Here is a 16,019-nt window from a genome sequence, read left to right as displayed (position 1 = left end):
GGGCCGCCGGGCAGGCGGACGGTGGCCAGGGCGCCGGGGCCGCCGTCCCCGGCCGGGCCGAGCGCGACCTCGCCGCCGGCGTCCCGGACGCTCTGCGCGACGATCGACAACCCGAGCCCGGAGCCGGGGAGTTGGCGCGAGGAGGGGGAGCGCCAGAACCGGTCGAAGACGTACTGCAGCTCGTCGGGCGGGATGCCGGGGCCGTGGTCGCGGACGGTCAGGACGCCGTCCTGGAGGCGGACCTCGATCGTGCCGCCGGGCGGGCTGTACTTGACCGCGTTGTCCAGCAGGTTGATCACGGCCCGTTCGAGGGCGAACGCGTCGCCGTGGACGAACCAGGGCTCGGTCGCGGTGTCGAAGGCCAGTCCGGGGCCGCGCAACTTGGCCCGCTCGACGGCTCGTTGGGCGATCTCGTGCAGGGCGACGACGGCGAGGCTAGGCCCCGGCTTCGGCGAGTCGGGGCGGGAGAGCTGGAGCAGGTCCTGGATGAGGACGGTCAGCTCCTGCATCTGGGCCTTCATGTTGCCCAGCAGCTTGGTCTTGGTGGCGGGCGGCAGCGGGCGGCCCGTCGCGTCGCTGCGGATCAGCAGGTCGACGTTGGTGCGCAGCGACGTCAGGGGCGTGCGGAGCTCGTGCCCGGCGTCCGCGATCAGCCGGGTCTGCCGCTCGCGGGAGTTGGCGAGGGCGGTGCTCATGGAGTTGAACGAGGTGGAGAGGCGGGCGATCTCGTCGTCGCCGTGGACCGGGATGGTCGTGCCGACCTCCTCGGTGCGGGCGATGTGCTCGACGGCGTCGGTGAGCTGGTCGACCGGCTTGAGCGAGGAGTGGGCGACGATCCGGCCGGCGACGGCGGCGAGCAGGATGCCGCCGACCGAGACGGCGCCGAGCAGGATGGCGAGCCCCTGGAGGGACTCCTCGACGGACTGGGTCGGGCTGGCGACCATCAGCAGGGCGGGCCGGGGCCCGAAGTGGGTGAGGGAGACGCGGACGATCGCCGGGGTCCCGTCGGTGAAGTGGCCGTCCCGGATGACGGACTGGCCGAGCTTCATCCGGAACACGTCGGAGTCGCCGGGCCTGAGCACGATCGCCTTGGTGGCGGCCGGGGGCAGGCAGACGCCCGTCGGGTCCTGGACGACGTACTGGGTGTCGCGGGCGACGGCCGTGCTGTTCTCCGGTGCGACGCCGCGTGGCTGGGCCTGGAGGGCCGCCTGCGGGGTGTCGTAGCAGGAGAGGCTCGGCACCCGGGGCGGCAGGGGGAGCGGCGCGCTCGCGAGGTCCGTCCGCACCTGGCTGTAGAGCTGCTTCTCGACGATGAACCAGCACGCCAGCGCCGAGAGCGCGATGGCCACCGCCACCGCGGCCGCGCTCAGGAAGGTGAGGCGGCTGCGCAGCGAGCGGGAGCGGAACCAGTGCACGAGGCGCTGGACGCGCGACGGGCGCGGCGGCGCCAGCGGCGGGGGAGGGACGCTCACGCGCCCGCCTCGCTGCGCTCGGCAGGGGCATTCGCCCACGCGCGTCCTCTCATGGCTCGCTCGCTCCGCTCGCTCACGCGCCCGCCTCGCCACGCTCGGCAGGGGCATTCGCCCAAGCGCGTCCTCTCATGGCTCGCTCGCTCCGCTCGCTCATGCGCTGGTGCCGGCTGCCGGGCGCAGGGCGTAGCCGACGCCGCGTACGGTCTGGATGATCCGGGGCATGCCGCCCTGCTCGGTCTTGCGGCGCAGGTACATGACGTAGACGTCCAGGGAGTTGGAGGAGGGCTCGAAGTCGAAGCCCCAGACCGCCTTGAGGATCTGTTCGCGGGTGAGGACCTGGCGGGGGTGGGACAGGAACATCTCCAGGAGCATGAACTCGGTGCGGGTCAGTTCGACGGCGCGGCCGGCCCGGGTGACCTCGCGGGTGGCGGTGTTCATCCGCAGGTCGCCGAAGGCCAGCACCTCGCTCTCGTCCTCGGCCGCCGCGCGGGCCGCGGCCTCGGTGGCGAGGGCGTTGCGGCGCAGCAGGGCGCGGACCCGGGCGAGGAGCTCGTCGAGCTCGAAGGGCTTGGCGAGGTAGTCGTCGGCGCCGACGTCCAGGCCGGTGACGCGGTCGCCGACGGCGTCGCGGGCGGTGAGCATGAGCACGGGGACGGTGTCGCCGCGCGAGCGCATCCGGCGGACGGCGGTGAGGCCGTCCATCCGGGGCATCATGATGTCCAGCAGGACGAGGTCGGGCCGGTCGCGTTCGACGGATTCGAGTGCCTCGTAGCCGTCGGTGGCGGTGGCGACCTCGTACCCCTCGAAGGCGAGGCTGCTCTCCAGGGCGTCCCGGAGCGCGGGTTCGTCGTCGACCACGAGGAGCCTGGCCGAGGTGTGGCCGGACTCGGCGGAGGTGCGGTCGTCGGCGGACGGGGTCATGGGCCGTTGCCCTTTCTCGTCGTGTGGGGGACCTGCTCGGAGCAATTGTCCGTCTTACACGTTCTGGCCGGCCTGCAGTTTCGGCAGGACCTGCTTGATGTCGTTGATCGGGATGGCGAAGCCGAGGCCGACACTGCCCGCCGAGCTGCTGCCGCCGCCCGCGGTGGAGCCGGTGCCGCTGGGCGAGTACATGGCCGAGTTGATGCCGATGACCTGGCCGCCGGCGTTGATCAGCGGGCCGCCGGAGTTGCCGGGGTTGAGGGCGGCGTCGGTCTGGAAGGCCCGGTAGGTGGTGGTGCCGTTGCCGCTCGGCTGCTGCTGCGAGCCGCGCAGGCCGGGCAGGAACGGGAAGCCGTAGCCGCCGTTGCCGCCGGTGGAGCCCTCGTCGACCTGGACGGTGACCTGGCGGTTCTCGGCGCTGATGATGCCGGAGGTGACGGTGCCGGTGAGGCCGTCCGGGTTGCCGATGGCGACGACCGGGTCGCCGACGGCGACGGTGGAGGAGTCGCCGAGGGTGGCCGGGGTGAGGTTCTTGGCGCCGTTCGCGGTGATCACGGCGATGTCGAGGGACTTGTCGGTGCCGGTGACGGTGGCCTGCGCGGTCGAGCCGTCCTTGAAGGTGACGGTGATCTGGCCGCCGTTGTCCACCGCGCCGGAGACGACGTGGAAGTTGGTGAGGATCTGCCCGTTCTTCGCGAGGACCACGCCGGTGCCGGTGGCGGTGCCGCCCGGGGCCTTGACGGTGATCTGGACGACGCTCGGCGAGACGGCGGCGGCGATCGCGGCGACGTCGGCGCTGCCGTCGGAGCGGGCGGAGACTGGGCTGGCGATCGTGCTGCTCCGGGTGTCCGAGGTGCGCTCCTGGGTGGCGATGACCCCGCCGGTGACCCCGCCGAGCACGGCGGCGATCGCGGCGACGGCGGTGACCAGGACCAGCCGGCCGCGCAGGGCGCCGCGCCGGGCCCGGCTGCCGTGGCCGTGGGGGCCTTCCGGGCCCTCGGGGCTGCCGGGCCAGCCGGCGGCCGGCGGGGCCGGGGGCATGGGCGGCGGGGGGAGCGGGCTGTCGAAGCCACCGCCGGAGTGGTCCTCGCGGTAGCCGTACCCGGGGGTGGCGGCAGCGGTGCCGGCACCGCCGTCCGTGCTGCTGCCGAGGACGGTGCCCTCGATGACGCGGTGCTCGTGCGGCGCGGGCGGTTGCGCGGACGGCTGCTCGCCGTGCTGCGTGCCGTGCTGCTCGCCGTACTGTCCGGTCCACCCGTACTGCTGCTCGCTGCGCTGCTGATCGCTCATGCCGAACAACGTCCGCCCGGCGGATGAGGATCGGATGAAAGCGGTCTCAGAAGGGTCCGAGAAGCCTGTTGACTTCTCATAAAGCCTGGTCAGGCGGTGCGCGACGGCAGCCGGAACGGAACCGGCTACTCCGCTTCGGTGGAGACGGCCGGAGCGCCCGGGGCCGCGCCGTCGCAGCCGCAGGACCGCCGGACCACCAGGCGGGACGGGAACTTGCGGACCCGCTCGGTGTCGGAGCCCGGGACCATCAGCGAGTCGTCCAGGACCAGGTCGACGGCGGCGCGCGCCATCGCGTCCCGGTCGGAGGCGACGGTGGTCAGCGGCGGGTCGGCCAGGGCCGCCTCCGGCACGTCGTCGAAGCCGGCCACCGCGAGGTCCTCCGGGACCTTCAGGCCGACCTCGCGGGCGGCCCGGAGCACGCCGATCGCCTGGTCGTCGGTGGAGCAGAAGATCGCCGGCGGGCGGTCCGGCGAGCGCAGCACGCCGAGCGCGACCTCGTACGCGCCGTAGCGGTGGAAGGGCGCGTCGATCAGGTGCGGCTCGGTGGGCAGGCCGTGCCCGTCCATGGCCCGCTGCCAGCCCTCGACGTGGTCGATGACCGGGTCGCCGGGCGCGGGGGAGTCGACCGGGCCGCCGAAGCAGGCCACGTACGGGTGCCCGTGGACCTCCAGTAGGTGGCGCACGACGGCCTCGGCGCCGCCCACGTCGTCGGTGACCACCGCGACGTCGTCGATCGCCTCGGGGCGGCGGTGCAGCAGGACCACCTTCGCGCCCTCCATCGCGGCGAACTCCTCGGCGGCGCGCTGCGACGGGCCCTGGCTGACCAGGATCAGCCCGGAGACGCGCATGCCGAGGAAGGCGCGGACGTAGTGCACCTCGCGGTCGTCGACATAGTCGGAGTTGCCGATCAGCACGAGCTTGCCGCGCTCGGAGGCGGCCCGTTCCACGGCGTGCGCCATCTCGGCGAAGAACGGCTGGCGGGCGTCCGGGACGACCATGCCGATCAGGTTGGTGCGGCGGGAGGCCATCGCCTGGGCGACGCTGTTCGGCCGGTAGCCGAGCTGGTCGATCGCCGCGAGCACCTTCTCCTTGGTGGCGGGCGCGACCGGGCGCGGCCCGTTGTTGATCACGTAGCTGACGACCGCGGTCGAGGTACCAGCCAGTCGGGCTACATCGTCGCGCGTCACTTTGGCCACGTGTCGAGTCTACGCGTGTGGCCTCGGCGTCGGCAGTGGGACCTGGGGCTGCCGGTAGGTGGACGGGAGGCGACGAGGGGGCGAACCGGACAAGCCGGGCGGGACCACCCCGCCCGGCGCGCCGTCACGCCTCCAGCGGCGCCGAGGGCAGCTGGGCGAGCTCCGGGCGCTCCCCCTTCTCGGGCTTCTCCGGGACGACGAAGCGGTAGCCGACGTTGCGCACGGTGCCGATCAGCTGCTCGTGCTCGACGCCGAGCTTGGCGCGCAGGCGCCGGACGTGCACGTCCACCGTCCGGGTGCCGCCGAAGTAGTCGTAGCCCCAGACCTCCTGCAGCAGCTGCGCCCGGGTGAAGACCCGGCCGGGGTGCTGGGCGAGGTACTTGAGCAGCTCGAACTCCTTGAAGGTGAGGTCGAGCGCGCGGCCCTTGAGCTTGGCGGAGTAGGTGGCCTCGTCGACCGAGAGGTCGCCGTTGCGGATCTCCATCGGGCTGTCGTCGGCGACGACCTGGAGCCGGCCGAGCGCGAGCCGCAGCCGGGCCTCGACCTCGGCCGGGCCCGCGGTGTCCAGCAGGACGTCGTCGACGCCCCACTCGGCCGTCACGGCGGCCAGGCCGCCCTCGGTGACCACGAGGATCAGCGGACTGCCGATGCCGGTGGAGCGCAGCAGCTGGCACAGGCTGCGGATCTGCGGGAGGTCCCGCCGGCCGTCGACCAGGATGACGTCGGCGCTGGGGGTGTCCACCAGGGCGGACCCCTCGGCGGGCGCCACCCGGACGCTGTGCAGCAGCAGGCCGAGTGCCGGCAGCACCTCCGCGGAGGGCTGCAGTGCGTTGGTGAGGAGGAGGAGAGAACTCATACCCGGTAGTCCCCTTTCCGGGTCGTCGCGGTCGCTGTACGGCTGCCGCCACAGCCGGATGGCGCACGTGCTGAGGGTTGGGGGAAGGATTCGGACGCCGGGAGCACACCGGAGGATTGGCCGGCGTGCACGGCGCGACGGCGCACGGGCCGGGGGTCCCGCAACCCCTGGCGCACCGTTTCTGCCCTGCTCATCCCGCGAACCCTCCGGTCGTAGTCCCGCGCCGGGCGGCGGCCCGACACCGGGGTGGCGTCACCCCGGCCGGACGGGGCACGTCGTCGTGCCGCGAGAGGCGGGGCGGTTCCCGCGCACCGCCGGGGGTGGGCCGACGATTCGCAAGAACGTCCGTACTGGCGTCCTGAAAGCACAAAAGGACCCGGGGGCGACTCTGCCCGGATCCCTCTTGGTCGTCGAGAATAGCCGACCGGCCCCCGTACCGGGAGGGCTCGAATGCGGCGGTTCGCCCAATCCGGGCGCGCGCCGGGTGAGCCTGGTCACGGCTTCGACCGGCGCTCACGGTCCGTCCGGCCAGGGCGATTGCCGGTCGCGGCGCCGGACACGCCATCATGGGACGCACACCGGTGGCACCGCGCACGTCCCCCTTTCGGGTGGTAGGACGGCGTCCCGGTGGCGAGCCGGACCGGGGCACCGGGCCGGGCGAGGACGACGAGAAGGGGTTGCCATGGGCGCGACCACCGAGCCCGCGAGCGGCGCCCGGGTGCGCGGGACGATCCGCTACTGGGCGGCGGCGAAGTCCGAGGCCGGCCTGGCCGAGGAGCCGTACGAGGCGGCGACCCTGGCCGAGGCGCTGGCGGCCGCCAAGGAGCGGCACGCCGACCGGCCGAAGCTCGTGCTGCTCCTCGGGCACTGCTCCTACCTGGTGGACGGCGCCCAGGTGGGCGGCCGGGACCACGCGACCGTCGAGCTCACCGAGGGCGGGACCGTCGAGGTGCTGCCCCCGTTCGCGGGAGGCTGAGCGGCGTGACGGACATGAACGACGCGAACAACGGCGGCTTCGGGGGCTGGCAGCAGCCCCAGCAGCCGCATCCGCAGCAGGGCCACCCTCAGCAGTACACGCAGCCGCAGCAGTACGGCCACCCGGGCTACGGGCAGCCGGTGCCGCCGCCGATGGACGACGCGGCGACGACGCTCCTGCCGCCCGTTCCGCCGATGGACGACGCCGGGGCCACCACGCTGCTCCCGCCCGTCCCGGCCATGGACGCCGCAGCGACGACGCTGCTGCCCCCGGTCCCGCCGATGGAGGACGCGGCGGCCACCACGCTGCTCCCGCCGGTGGTCGTCTCCGGCGCGATGCCCGTCGCGCCGCCGCAGCCGCAGGGCCCTCCGCGGCAGCAGCCGCGGCACGCGGCGCACGCCCCGGCCCCGGCCCAGGTCCCGGTGCCCGCGCCCGGCCTCGACCAGCCGACCATGACCCTGAAGCGGCCTGCTGCTCCTACGGCTCCCACGGCTCCCGGCGCGGCGTTCCACCCGGGCGTCCCGCCGATGCCCCCGATGCCGGCCATGCCCGCCACCCCCGGCGTCGCGCCGGTCGCGCCGAGCGCGCACCGCACCGGCTCGCCGATCATCGAGCCGGGCATCCAGCCCGCGCTGATCACCGCGGGCGTCGCCGCCCTGCTGGCCGGCGGCGCGGCGCTCGGGCAGGTGGCGCTGGCCCTTGTGGTCGCGCTGCTCCAGGTGCTGACGGCGGCCGGCTGGTTCCGGCTGAACGGCATGTGGCCGGCCCGTCAGGGCATCGCCCTGGCCGCGCTGGCCGGTTTCACGGCGGACGCCGCGGTGCTGCTGGCGAGCGCGGACGGCGGCATCGCGGCCGTCGAACCAGCCGCCGAACGAGCCGTCGGAGTGGGCCCCGAAGCCTGCGGCCCGACGCTGCGGATCCGCTGCGCCAGCTCGGCGATCGCCGCCGCCTTGTCCGCCGCGCCGCCCGCACCCGCCGCGCCGTCCGAACCTTCCGCGCCGTCCGAACCCGCCGCACCCGCCGAGCCGGCCTCCGGAGCGCCGTTCTCCGTGTCACTCATCGTCCGCTCCAAAGGTCACTCCACTGCGTGTGTTGCTCGACAGGGGTCAGAGCTCGGTCCACCCCTGGTCCGGGTAGCGGTGCACCGGGGACGAGATGTCGTCCAGCGCGCCGCGGATCTCACCCGGAAGCGTAAGCGCCTCCACCGACAGCGCCGCCTGCAGCTGTGCCGCCGTCCGCGCCCCGACCAGCGCGCTCGCCACCCCGGGCCGGTCCCGCACCCAGGCGAGGGCGACCGCGAGCGGGGTGCTGGCGAGCCCGTCCGCGGCGGTCGCGACGGCGTCGACGATCCGCCGCGAGCGCTCCCCGAGGTAGGGCTGGACGAAGCCGGACAGGTACGGCGAGGCGCCGCGCGAGTCCTGCGGGACGCCGTGCCGGTACTTGCCCGTGAGCACGCCGCGGCCGAGCGGGGAGGAGGCGATCAGCCCGACCCCGGCGTCCAGGGCGGCGGGCAGCGCCTCGCGCTCGATGCCGCGCTGGAGGAGCGAGTACTCCAGCTGCGCCCCGGCGAGCGGCGCGCGCCCGTGGTGGGCGTGCTGCCAGGTGGTGGCCTTGGCGAGCTGCCAGCCGCTGTAGTCGCAGACCCCGGCGTAGCGGGCGCGTCCGGAGGAGACGGCGATGTCGAGGGCGCTGAGCGTCTCCTCGGCGGGGGTGCCGGGGTCGAACGCGTGCACCTGCCACAGGTCGACGTAGTCGGTGCCGAGCCGGCGCAGCGAGGCGTCGAGGGCGGCGAGGAGGTGGCCGCGCGAGCCGTCGAAGCGGCGGGGGGACTCCGGGACGCTGCCGGCCTTGGTGGCGATGACGAGGTCGGAGCGGGGCACGAGGCTGTCGGTGAGGCGGGAGAGGAGGTACTCGGCGCCGCCGTCGGCGTACACGTCGGCGGTGTCGACCAGGTTGCCGCCGGCGTCGACGAACTCCTTGAGCTGCTCGCCGGCCTCGTGCTCGTCGGTGTCGCGGCCCCAGGTCATGGTGCCGAGGCCGAGCCGGGAGACCTGAAGGCCGGTACGGCCGAGGTGACGATGTTCCATCCGACGGGCCCTCCACTCGGCGGGCCCGGGGCGCCCCCGTTGGCCCTGTGAACGCGCAGGTGGGGAGGGGACTCCCCACGTCGGCTGAGCGTAGCGGCCGGTGCACGGACAGGTGCGCAGACCCGCAGAACGATCAACCGCGGGCGGCCGTCGGCGCGCTGGACGGATCCGTCCCTACCGACCAGTAGCATCACCGCGGGGCACCCGGTTACCCTCACCACCAAGCCCATCCGACTGGAAGGTTCGGCACATGCGACTCGGCATCAACCTCGGCTACTGGGGACTCGGCATGGACGCCGACAACATCGCCGTGGCCCAGGAGGCGGACCGGCTGGGCTACTCGGTGTGCTGGGCGGCCGAGGCCTACGGCTCGGACGCGGCGACGGTGCTCAGCTTCGTCGCCGCGAAGACCGAGCGGATCGACGTCGGTTCGGCCATCTTCCAGATCCCGGCCCGCACCCCGGCGATGACCGCGATGACCGCCGCGACCCTGGACACCCTGTCCGGCGGCCGGTTCCGGCTCGGCCTCGGCGTCTCCGGACCGCAGGTCTCCGAGGGCTGGTACGGCGTGAAGTTCGACAAGCCGCTCGCCCGCACCCGCGAGTACGTGGAGATCATCCGCAAGGCGATGTCCCGCGAGCGCCTGGTGCACGAGGGGCAGCACTGGACGCTGCCGCTGCCCGGCGGCCCCGGCAAGCCGATCAAGCTCACCGTCCACCCGGTGCGCGAGCACATCCCGCTGTACATCGCCGCGATCGGCCCGAAGAACCTGGAGCTGACCGGCGAGATCGCCGACGGCTGGCTCGGCATCTTCTTCTCGCCCGAGCACGCCGGGCTCTCCCTCGACGCGCTGCGTGCCGGCCGCGCGAAGAGCGGGCTGACGCTGGACGGCTTCGACCTCTGCCCGACGGTGAACGTCGTGGTCGGCGAGGACGTCAAGGCCGGCGCCGACTCGCTGCGCTCCTACGCGGCGCTGTACATCGGCGGCATGGGCAGCAAGGAGAAGAACTTCTACAACCAGCTCGCCCGGCGCATGGGGTATGAGCAGGCCGCGGACGAGATCCAGGAGAAGTACCTGGCCAAGGACTACGCCGGCGCCGCCGCGGCCGTCCCGCACGACCTGATCGACGCCACCGCCCTGCTCGGCGACACCGCCCGCATCGCCGACCGCATGCAGGCCTACGCCGACGCCGGCGTCACCACGCTCACCCTGGCCCCCGGAGGGTTCTCCCTCGACGAGCGGATCCAGGCGCTGCGCACGGGAGTCGAGGCCCTGGAGCGCGCCGGCCTCGCCTGACGCGAATGACGCGAATGGTGCGAAGCGGGTCCTACAGCCGGTCGTGCCGTTCGAACACCCGGTGCAGGACCACGCAGACGACCGCCATCAGCCCGAACTCCGCGCTGACCTGGCCGAGTTCATCGGCGGTCGGCTCGAACAGGCCTATCCAGGCGAAGCCGCCGGGACCGGCCGCCCGGGCGGCCGCCCGGGTGCCCGCCGGGCCGGGGAGCTCCTCGACCCGACGGCCGTCGCGGTGGATGGCGCAGTGGACGATAATGCGGGCCGTTGTGGCCCGAACGCCCCGGTCGGCCCCGGAGGGTGGTCACGGCGGAGAGCCGCCGCCGTCCGCGCCGCCGCGCGGAGGCCGTAGGCTAGGCCCCATGCCGACCCTGCTGCTCGTCCGCCACGGCCGCTCGACCGCGAACACCGCCGGGATCCTGGCCGGTTGGACGCCCGGGGTGGACCTCGACGACACCGGGCGCGCACAGGCCGCGGCCCTCGCCGGCCGGCTCGCCGGCGTCCCGCTGGCGCAGGCCGTCAGCAGCCCGCTGGAGCGCTGCCGGCAGACGTTGGAGCCGCTGCTCGCCGCCCGGCCCGAGCTGGTCGGGCCCGCCGTGGACGAGCGGCTCGGCGAGTGCCACTACGGCGAGTGGACCGGCCGCCCGCTGGCCGAGCTGGCGAAGGAGCCGCTGTGGCGCACCGTCCAGGACCACGCCGCCGCCGCGGCGTTCCCCGGCGGCGAGTCGCTGCGGGAGCTGAGCCACCGCACGGTGAGCGCGGTGCGCGAGTGGAACGAGAAGATCGCCGCCGAGCACGGCGACGACGCGGTCTGGCTCGCCTGTTCGCACGGGGACGTCATCAAGGCGGTCGTCGCCGACGCGCTCGGCCTGCACCTTGACCATTTCCAGCGGATCAGCGTCGAGCCGTGTTCGGTCACCGTGATCCGCTACACCCCGCAGCGCCCCTTCGTGCTGAGAATGGGCGACACCGGCGACCTCTCCTCGTTGGCGCCCAAGCACGGCGCCGCGCCGGCCGCCCCGGCCGGTGACGCCGTGGTCGGCGGCACCGCCTGACCCACCGGGTGCCATCCCGGCCCCGCCTCCGGCTCGGCTCCCCGGCCGGGGCCCGGAGGTCGTAGGGTGACTAACGGAGTTCAAAGATCCCCGCGATCCCCTCAGCGGATCCGCAACCGAGCGACACGATCCGGAGCGAGAGCGTGCCCCGTCAGGTCTTCTTCTACGACCAGCCCGAACGGTTCGTGGCCGGCACCGTCGGCCAGCCCGGCGCCCGGGCGTTCTACCTGCAGGCCAGCGCGCGGGGCCGGATCACCAGCGTGCTGCTGGAGAAGACCCAGGTCGCCGCGCTCGCCGAGCGGATCGAGGAGGTCCTGGACGAGGCGCTGCGGCGCAGCGGCGGCGACTCCGCGATCCCGGCCGCCGCCCCGCAGGACCTGCTCGACACCGCGCCGCTGGACCTGCCGCTGGAGCAGGAGTTCCGGGTCGGCACCATGGCCCTGGCCTGGGACAGCGTCGACGGCTGCCTCGTGGTCGAGGCGCAGGCGCTGGTCGAGGAGGAGGACGAGGAGGCCGCCGAGGCGGTGTTCGAGGACGACGACAACGGCCCGGACATGCTGCGCGTGCGCCTGTCCGGCGCGATGGCCCGGGTGTTCGCCAAGCGCGCGCTGGACCTCGTCGCGGCCGGCCGCAAGCCCTGCCCGTTCTGCAACCTGCCGCTCGACCCGGAGGGCCACCTGTGCCCGCGCGCGAACGGTTACCGGCGCTGAACACCGAGACCCCGCCCCAGGCGGACCCGGCCGCGGCCGCGGCCCTCGCCGCCGACGTCCCCACCGCCCTGGCGCTGCTGCGCGAGGGCGGGCTGACGGTGCACGGCCGCCTCACCGAGGCCTCCAACGCCGCCCTCTACTGCACCGTCGCGCTCGGCTCGCTGAGCGCGCAGGCGGTCTACAAGCCGGTGGCCGGCGAGCGCCCGCTGTGGGACTTCCCGGACGGCACGCTCGCGGGCCGCGAGGTCGCCGCGTACGAGGTGTCCGCCGCCACCGGCTGGGCGCTGATCCCGCCGACGGTGCTGCGCGACGGACCGCACGGGCCGGGCATGGTGCAGCTGTGGGTCGAGCCGGACCCGCAGGCCGAGCCGCTGCTGGCCCTCCAGGACCCGTCCGGCCCCGAGCCGGGCTGGCTGCCGATCATCCGGGCCGAGGTCGGCGGCGGGCGCACCGCGCTGCTGGTCCACCACGACGACGAGCGGCTGCGCAGGCTCGCGGTGCTGGACGCCGTCCTCAACAACGCCGACCGCAAGGGCGGCCACCTGATCCCGGCCGCCGACGGCCGGGTCTACGGCATCGACCACGGCGTCACGTTCAACACCGAGGGCAAGCTGCGCACGCTGCTCTGGGGCTGGGCCGGGGATCCGCTGCCGGCCGAGGCGCTGGAGGTGCTGGCCCGGCTGGCCGCGGAACTGGACGGCGAGCTCGGTGCGCGCCTGGCCCCGCACCTGACGGAGGCCGAACTGGCCGCGACGCGCGCCCGGGTGGACGGGCTGCGCGGGACGGGACTGCACCCGCTGCCGTCCGAGGACTGGCCCGCGATCCCGTGGCCGCCGGTGTAGCGCCGGCCGTGCTCCCGCCGAGGCGATCGGTGGTATGGACCTGTCAGGCGGACCGGAGCACACTGCTCCGATGGACGCACGACGGACCACCCCCACTCCCCGTGCCACGCCGGACCTGCCGCTGCACCGCCTCCAGGTCCCGCTGCCGCACCTGCTCCCGTTCGCCATCGGCACGTTCGACACGATCGGCCCGCTCTCCCGGGCCGGCTTCCCCCACCGGCACTCCTTCTACGAGATCGTGCACGTCACCGGCGGGCGCGGCGCCCACGTCCTGGACCTGGTCCACCGGCCGCTGGCGCCACCGCAGTTGTGCGTGATCGCGCCCGGCCAGGTGCACTACTGGGCGGACGCCGACGAACTCGCCGGCCGGGTCGTCCTGTTCAACGAGGACTTCCTGCTCGGCCGGCCGCGCGACCTCGCCGCCCTGCGGGCCCTGTCCGCCCGGCCCGGCCTGGACCTCGGCGACCAGGCCGAGCCGGTGGGCGCCCTGCTCGCCGACATGGAGCGCGAGTTCGTGACCACGCCGCCCGGCTACCAGGGCGTGCTGAGCGCCAGCCTGCACATCCTGATCGTCCGCGCCCTGCGCGCCGCCAACCCGGGCGAGCCGGGCGCTACGGCGGGCCGGCCGGGCGAACTGGCCGCCGCCTTCACCCGGTTGATCGCCCGGCCCGGCGGGGTGCGGCACTCGGTGGCCTCCAGCGCGCAGGAACTCGGCGTCTCCCCGGGCCACTTGCAGACAATCGTCAAGCAGGCCACCGGCCGCACGCCCGGCGGACTCATCCGCCGCCAGCAGACCCTTGAAGCCAAACGGCTGCTCGCCTGCACCGACTTGACGATCCGTCAGGTCTCGAAGGAGGCCGGGTTCGCCGACCCGGCCTACTTCTGCCGCTTCTTCCGCCGGGAGACCGGCATGACGCCGGGGGAGTTCCGGGCCGGCGTCGGCGGAAATCACCACGATCCCGGGATCGCGTCCATCGCGGCGTGCCCGGACGGACCGTAAGTTGGCTGCCGACCCCCGGTGACCGGCCCGGCGCGCGCGGGCGGTCGACCGGTCCGGCCCTTGTCATGCCCCCACCACGACAAGGGCCACCCCCACTCTTCGCGCCACCGCGCCCCCGAAGGAGCAGGCCCATGCCCACCCCCGACGGCAGGATCAGCCGCAAGACCGTCCTGAAGGCCGCCGCAGCGCTCGGCGCCACCCCGCTGCTGCTCGGCGGCGGCGTCGCGCTCGCCCGCGAACAGGCCGGCAGCGGCCGCACCCTGACCCCCACCCCGGCCTGCCATGACGGCGACGAACCCACCATCGAGCAGACCGAGGGCCCCTACTTCAAGCCCGACTCCCCGCTGCGCGCCGACCTGTCCACGGACGGCCCGGGCACCCCGCTGACCGTCGGCGGCTACGTCTTCGGCCGGGCCTGCCTGCCGATCGCCGGCGTGCTGCTGGACTTCTGGCAGGCCGACGACAACGGCGCGTACGACAACGCCGGCTACACCTTCCGCGGCCACCAGTTCACCGACGCCCAGGGCGCGTTCAGGCTCACCACGATCGTCCCCGGCCTCTATCCCGGCCGCACCCGGCACCTGCACGTCAAGCTCCAGGCCCCCGGCCGGCCGGTGCTCACCACCCAGCTCTACTTCCCCGGCGAGCCCCGCAACGCCACCGACACCATCTTCGACGCCCGGCTGCTGATGAACGTCCGTCAGTCCGGCCCCGGCCAGGAGGGCTCGTACGACGTCGTCCTGAACGTCCCGCAGACCCCCGGCACCCCGACCGCGACCCCGACCCCCACCCCCACCGGGACCCCGCCCGGCGGCAGCTGGACCCCGGGCCGGACCTACGCCGCCGGCGACCGCGTCACCTACTCCGGCGCCTCCTACGTCTGCCTCCAGGCGCACACCGCCATGGCCGGCTGGGAGCCGCCGAACGTACCGGCCCTCTGGCAGCGGTCGTAGCGGCTCCGGCCGCGCACGCCCGAGGGCCGGGCGCCCGGTCGGCGGCAGGGCCGGCCGGGCGCTCCTCCGCGCGGACCCGTGCGCGTGCGGACGGTCACGCACGGGAGCCGACGCAATCCGCACCGCACCGGTCAAGGAGTGCTCAGGCCACGGCACGAAGCGATTCCAGTCGATCTTGTGCATTCTCGTGCATTGGTTAGGCTTTCAAATGTTCGCAAGGTTAAAGTCGTTCCCATGCATGCCTGGCCCGCCTCCGAGGTTCCCGCCCTGCCTGGTCAGGGGCTCCCCCTCCACATCTTCGACACTGCAGCGGGCACGGTCCGCGAGGTCGTCCCGCAGGACGGCACCGCCCGGATCTACGTCTGCGGCATCACCCCCTACGACGCGACCCACATGGGCCACGCCGCCACGTACAACGCCTTCGACCTGGTCCAGCGGGTCTGGAAGGACGCCGGCCACGACGTCCTGTACATCCAGAACGTCACCGACGTCGACGACCCGCTGCTGGAGCGCGCCGTCGCCACCGGGCAGGACTGGACGGCCCTGGCCGAGCGCGAGACCGCGCTCTTCCGCGAGGACATGACGGCGCTGCGGCTGCTCCCGCCGGCCCACTACATCGGCGCCGTCGAGTCCATCCCGTGGATCGTGCCGATCGTCCAGAAGCTGCTGGCCAGTGGCGCCGCGTACGAGGTCGACGGCGACATCTACTTCTCGGTCGACTCCGACCCGCACTTCGGCGAGGTCTCCGGCCTGACCCGCGAGGCCATGCGCCCGGTCTTCGCCGAGCGCGGCGGCGACCCGGACCGCCCGGGCAAGCGCAACCCGCTCGACGCCCTCCTCTGGCTGGCCGCCCGCCCCGGCGAGCCCGCCTGGGACACCGAGCTCGGCCACGGCCGCCCCGGCTGGCACATCGAGTGCGTCGCGATCGCCCTGCAGTACCTCGGCATGTCCTTCGACATCCAGGGCGGCGGCAGCGACCTCTCCTTCCCGCACCACGAGATGGGCGCCTCGCACGCCCAGGTCGCCACCGGCGCCCACCCGTACGCGAAGGCGTACGTGCACGCCGGCATGGTCGCGCTCGACGGCAAGAAGATGTCCAAGTCCCGCGGCAACCTGGTCTTCGTCTCGGCGCTGCGCCGCGAGGGCGTCGACCCGGCGGCGATCCGCCTGGCCCTGCTCTCGCACCACTACCGCGAGGACTGGGAGTGGACCAAGGCCGTCCTGGACGAGGCCGTCGAGCGCCTCGCCCGCTGGCGCGCCGCCGTCTCCCGGCCGGACGGCCCGGCCGCCGCGGAGCTGCTCGCCGAGGTGCGCGCGGCGCTCGCCGACGACCTCGACGCGCCCGCCGCGCTGGCCGCCGTCGA

General features: G+C 74.2%; 16 protein-coding genes. 8 read left to right on the top strand and 8 right to left on the bottom strand.

Annotation, left to right across the window (positions count from 1 at the left end):
• From AB0O00_RS15250 to AB0O00_RS15230, 5 genes are all read right to left on the bottom strand, one after another.
• Nucleotides 1–1,472, bottom strand: a 1,472-nt coding sequence (locus AB0O00_RS15250; protein WP_363651871.1) for a HAMP domain-containing sensor histidine kinase, incomplete at its 3' end; no start/stop codon positions are given.
• Between the two features lie 150 nt (nucleotides 1,473–1,622).
• Nucleotides 1,623–2,393 carry a response regulator transcription factor gene (locus AB0O00_RS15245; RefSeq protein ID WP_363651869.1) on the bottom strand — a complete coding sequence of 257 codons (771 nt, stop codon included), beginning with the start codon at nucleotides 2,391–2,393 and terminating at the stop codon, nucleotides 1,623–1,625.
• A gap of 54 nt (nucleotides 2,394–2,447) precedes the next feature.
• Nucleotides 2,448–3,683: a trypsin-like peptidase domain-containing protein gene (locus AB0O00_RS15240; protein ID WP_363651867.1), complete on the bottom strand. Its 1,236-nt coding sequence runs from the start codon at nucleotides 3,681–3,683 to the stop codon at nucleotides 2,448–2,450.
• A gap of 125 nt (nucleotides 3,684–3,808) precedes the next feature.
• Nucleotides 3,809–4,879: a LacI family DNA-binding transcriptional regulator gene (locus AB0O00_RS15235; protein WP_363651865.1), complete on the bottom strand. Its 1,071-nt coding sequence runs from the start codon at nucleotides 4,877–4,879 to the stop codon at nucleotides 3,809–3,811.
• 124 nt (nucleotides 4,880–5,003) lie between these two features.
• A complete protein-coding gene (locus AB0O00_RS15230; protein WP_363651863.1) occupies nucleotides 5,004–5,735 on the bottom strand; it encodes a response regulator transcription factor in 732 nt (243 codons plus the stop codon).
• Between the two features lie 682 nt (nucleotides 5,736–6,417).
• Between AB0O00_RS15230 and AB0O00_RS15225 the strand changes: the two genes are divergently transcribed.
• Nucleotides 6,418–6,711, top strand: coding sequence for a MoaD/ThiS family protein (locus AB0O00_RS15225; protein WP_363651861.1), 294 nt, complete (start codon nucleotides 6,418–6,420; stop codon nucleotides 6,709–6,711).
• 127 nt (nucleotides 6,712–6,838) lie between these two features.
• Here AB0O00_RS15225 and AB0O00_RS15220 read toward each other — a convergent pair whose 3' ends face one another.
• From AB0O00_RS15220 to AB0O00_RS15210, 3 genes are read right to left on the bottom strand one after another with little or no spacing between them, the layout of a single operon-like run.
• The gene (locus tag AB0O00_RS15220) at nucleotides 6,839–7,468 is read right to left on the bottom strand and encodes a hypothetical protein (protein WP_363651859.1); all 630 of its coding nucleotides are present in this window, start codon (nucleotides 7,466–7,468) and stop codon (nucleotides 6,839–6,841) included.
• Between the two features lie 12 nt (nucleotides 7,469–7,480).
• Complete coding sequence (locus tag AB0O00_RS15215; protein ID WP_363651858.1) at nucleotides 7,481–7,771, bottom strand: hypothetical protein; 291 nt, start codon at nucleotides 7,769–7,771, stop codon at nucleotides 7,481–7,483.
• Nucleotides 7,772–7,817: 46 nt separating this feature from the next.
• Complete coding sequence (locus AB0O00_RS15210) at nucleotides 7,818–8,798, bottom strand: aldo/keto reductase (protein ID WP_363651857.1); 981 nt, start codon at nucleotides 8,796–8,798, stop codon at nucleotides 7,818–7,820.
• A gap of 250 nt (nucleotides 8,799–9,048) precedes the next feature.
• On the opposite strand from AB0O00_RS15210, the gene AB0O00_RS15205 reads away from it, so the two are divergent.
• The 7 genes from AB0O00_RS15205 to mshC all read left to right on the top strand — a co-directional run.
• Nucleotides 9,049–10,095 (top strand): LLM class F420-dependent oxidoreductase, encoded by a 1,047-nt coding sequence (locus AB0O00_RS15205; protein ID WP_363651856.1) that lies wholly within the window; start codon nucleotides 9,049–9,051, stop codon nucleotides 10,093–10,095.
• A 362-nt stretch (nucleotides 10,096–10,457) separates the two neighbouring features.
• Nucleotides 10,458–11,150 carry a histidine phosphatase family protein gene (locus tag AB0O00_RS15200; protein ID WP_363651854.1) on the top strand — a complete coding sequence of 231 codons (693 nt, stop codon included), beginning with the start codon at nucleotides 10,458–10,460 and terminating at the stop codon, nucleotides 11,148–11,150.
• 143 nt (nucleotides 11,151–11,293) lie between these two features.
• Complete coding sequence (locus tag AB0O00_RS15195) at nucleotides 11,294–11,860, top strand: DUF3090 domain-containing protein (RefSeq protein WP_363651853.1); 567 nt, start codon at nucleotides 11,294–11,296, stop codon at nucleotides 11,858–11,860.
• 68 nt (nucleotides 11,861–11,928) lie between these two features.
• Complete coding sequence (locus tag AB0O00_RS15190; protein WP_363651873.1) at nucleotides 11,929–12,702, top strand: SCO1664 family protein; 774 nt, start codon at nucleotides 11,929–11,931, stop codon at nucleotides 12,700–12,702.
• A gap of 70 nt (nucleotides 12,703–12,772) precedes the next feature.
• Nucleotides 12,773–13,702, top strand: a complete 930-nt coding sequence (locus AB0O00_RS15185; RefSeq protein WP_363651851.1) for an AraC family transcriptional regulator — start codon at nucleotides 12,773–12,775, stop codon at nucleotides 13,700–13,702.
• A 131-nt stretch (nucleotides 13,703–13,833) separates the two neighbouring features.
• On the top strand, nucleotides 13,834–14,655 hold the full coding sequence (locus AB0O00_RS15180) for a carbohydrate-binding protein (RefSeq protein WP_363651849.1): 822 nt from the start codon (nucleotides 13,834–13,836) through the stop codon (nucleotides 14,653–14,655).
• A gap of 234 nt (nucleotides 14,656–14,889) precedes the next feature.
• On the top strand, nucleotides 14,890–16,019 hold a 1,130-nt coding region (gene mshC, locus AB0O00_RS15175; protein ID WP_363651847.1), incomplete at its 3' end, for a cysteine--1-D-myo-inosityl 2-amino-2-deoxy-alpha-D-glucopyranoside ligase.

The organism is Kitasatospora sp. NPDC093558 (assembly GCF_040683475.1).
Taxonomy (GTDB): Bacteria; Actinomycetota; Actinomycetes; order Streptomycetales; family Streptomycetaceae; genus Kitasatospora.
The sequence above is the reverse complement of the archived record's forward strand: the minus strand, read 5'-3'. Positions and strand labels throughout refer to the sequence as shown.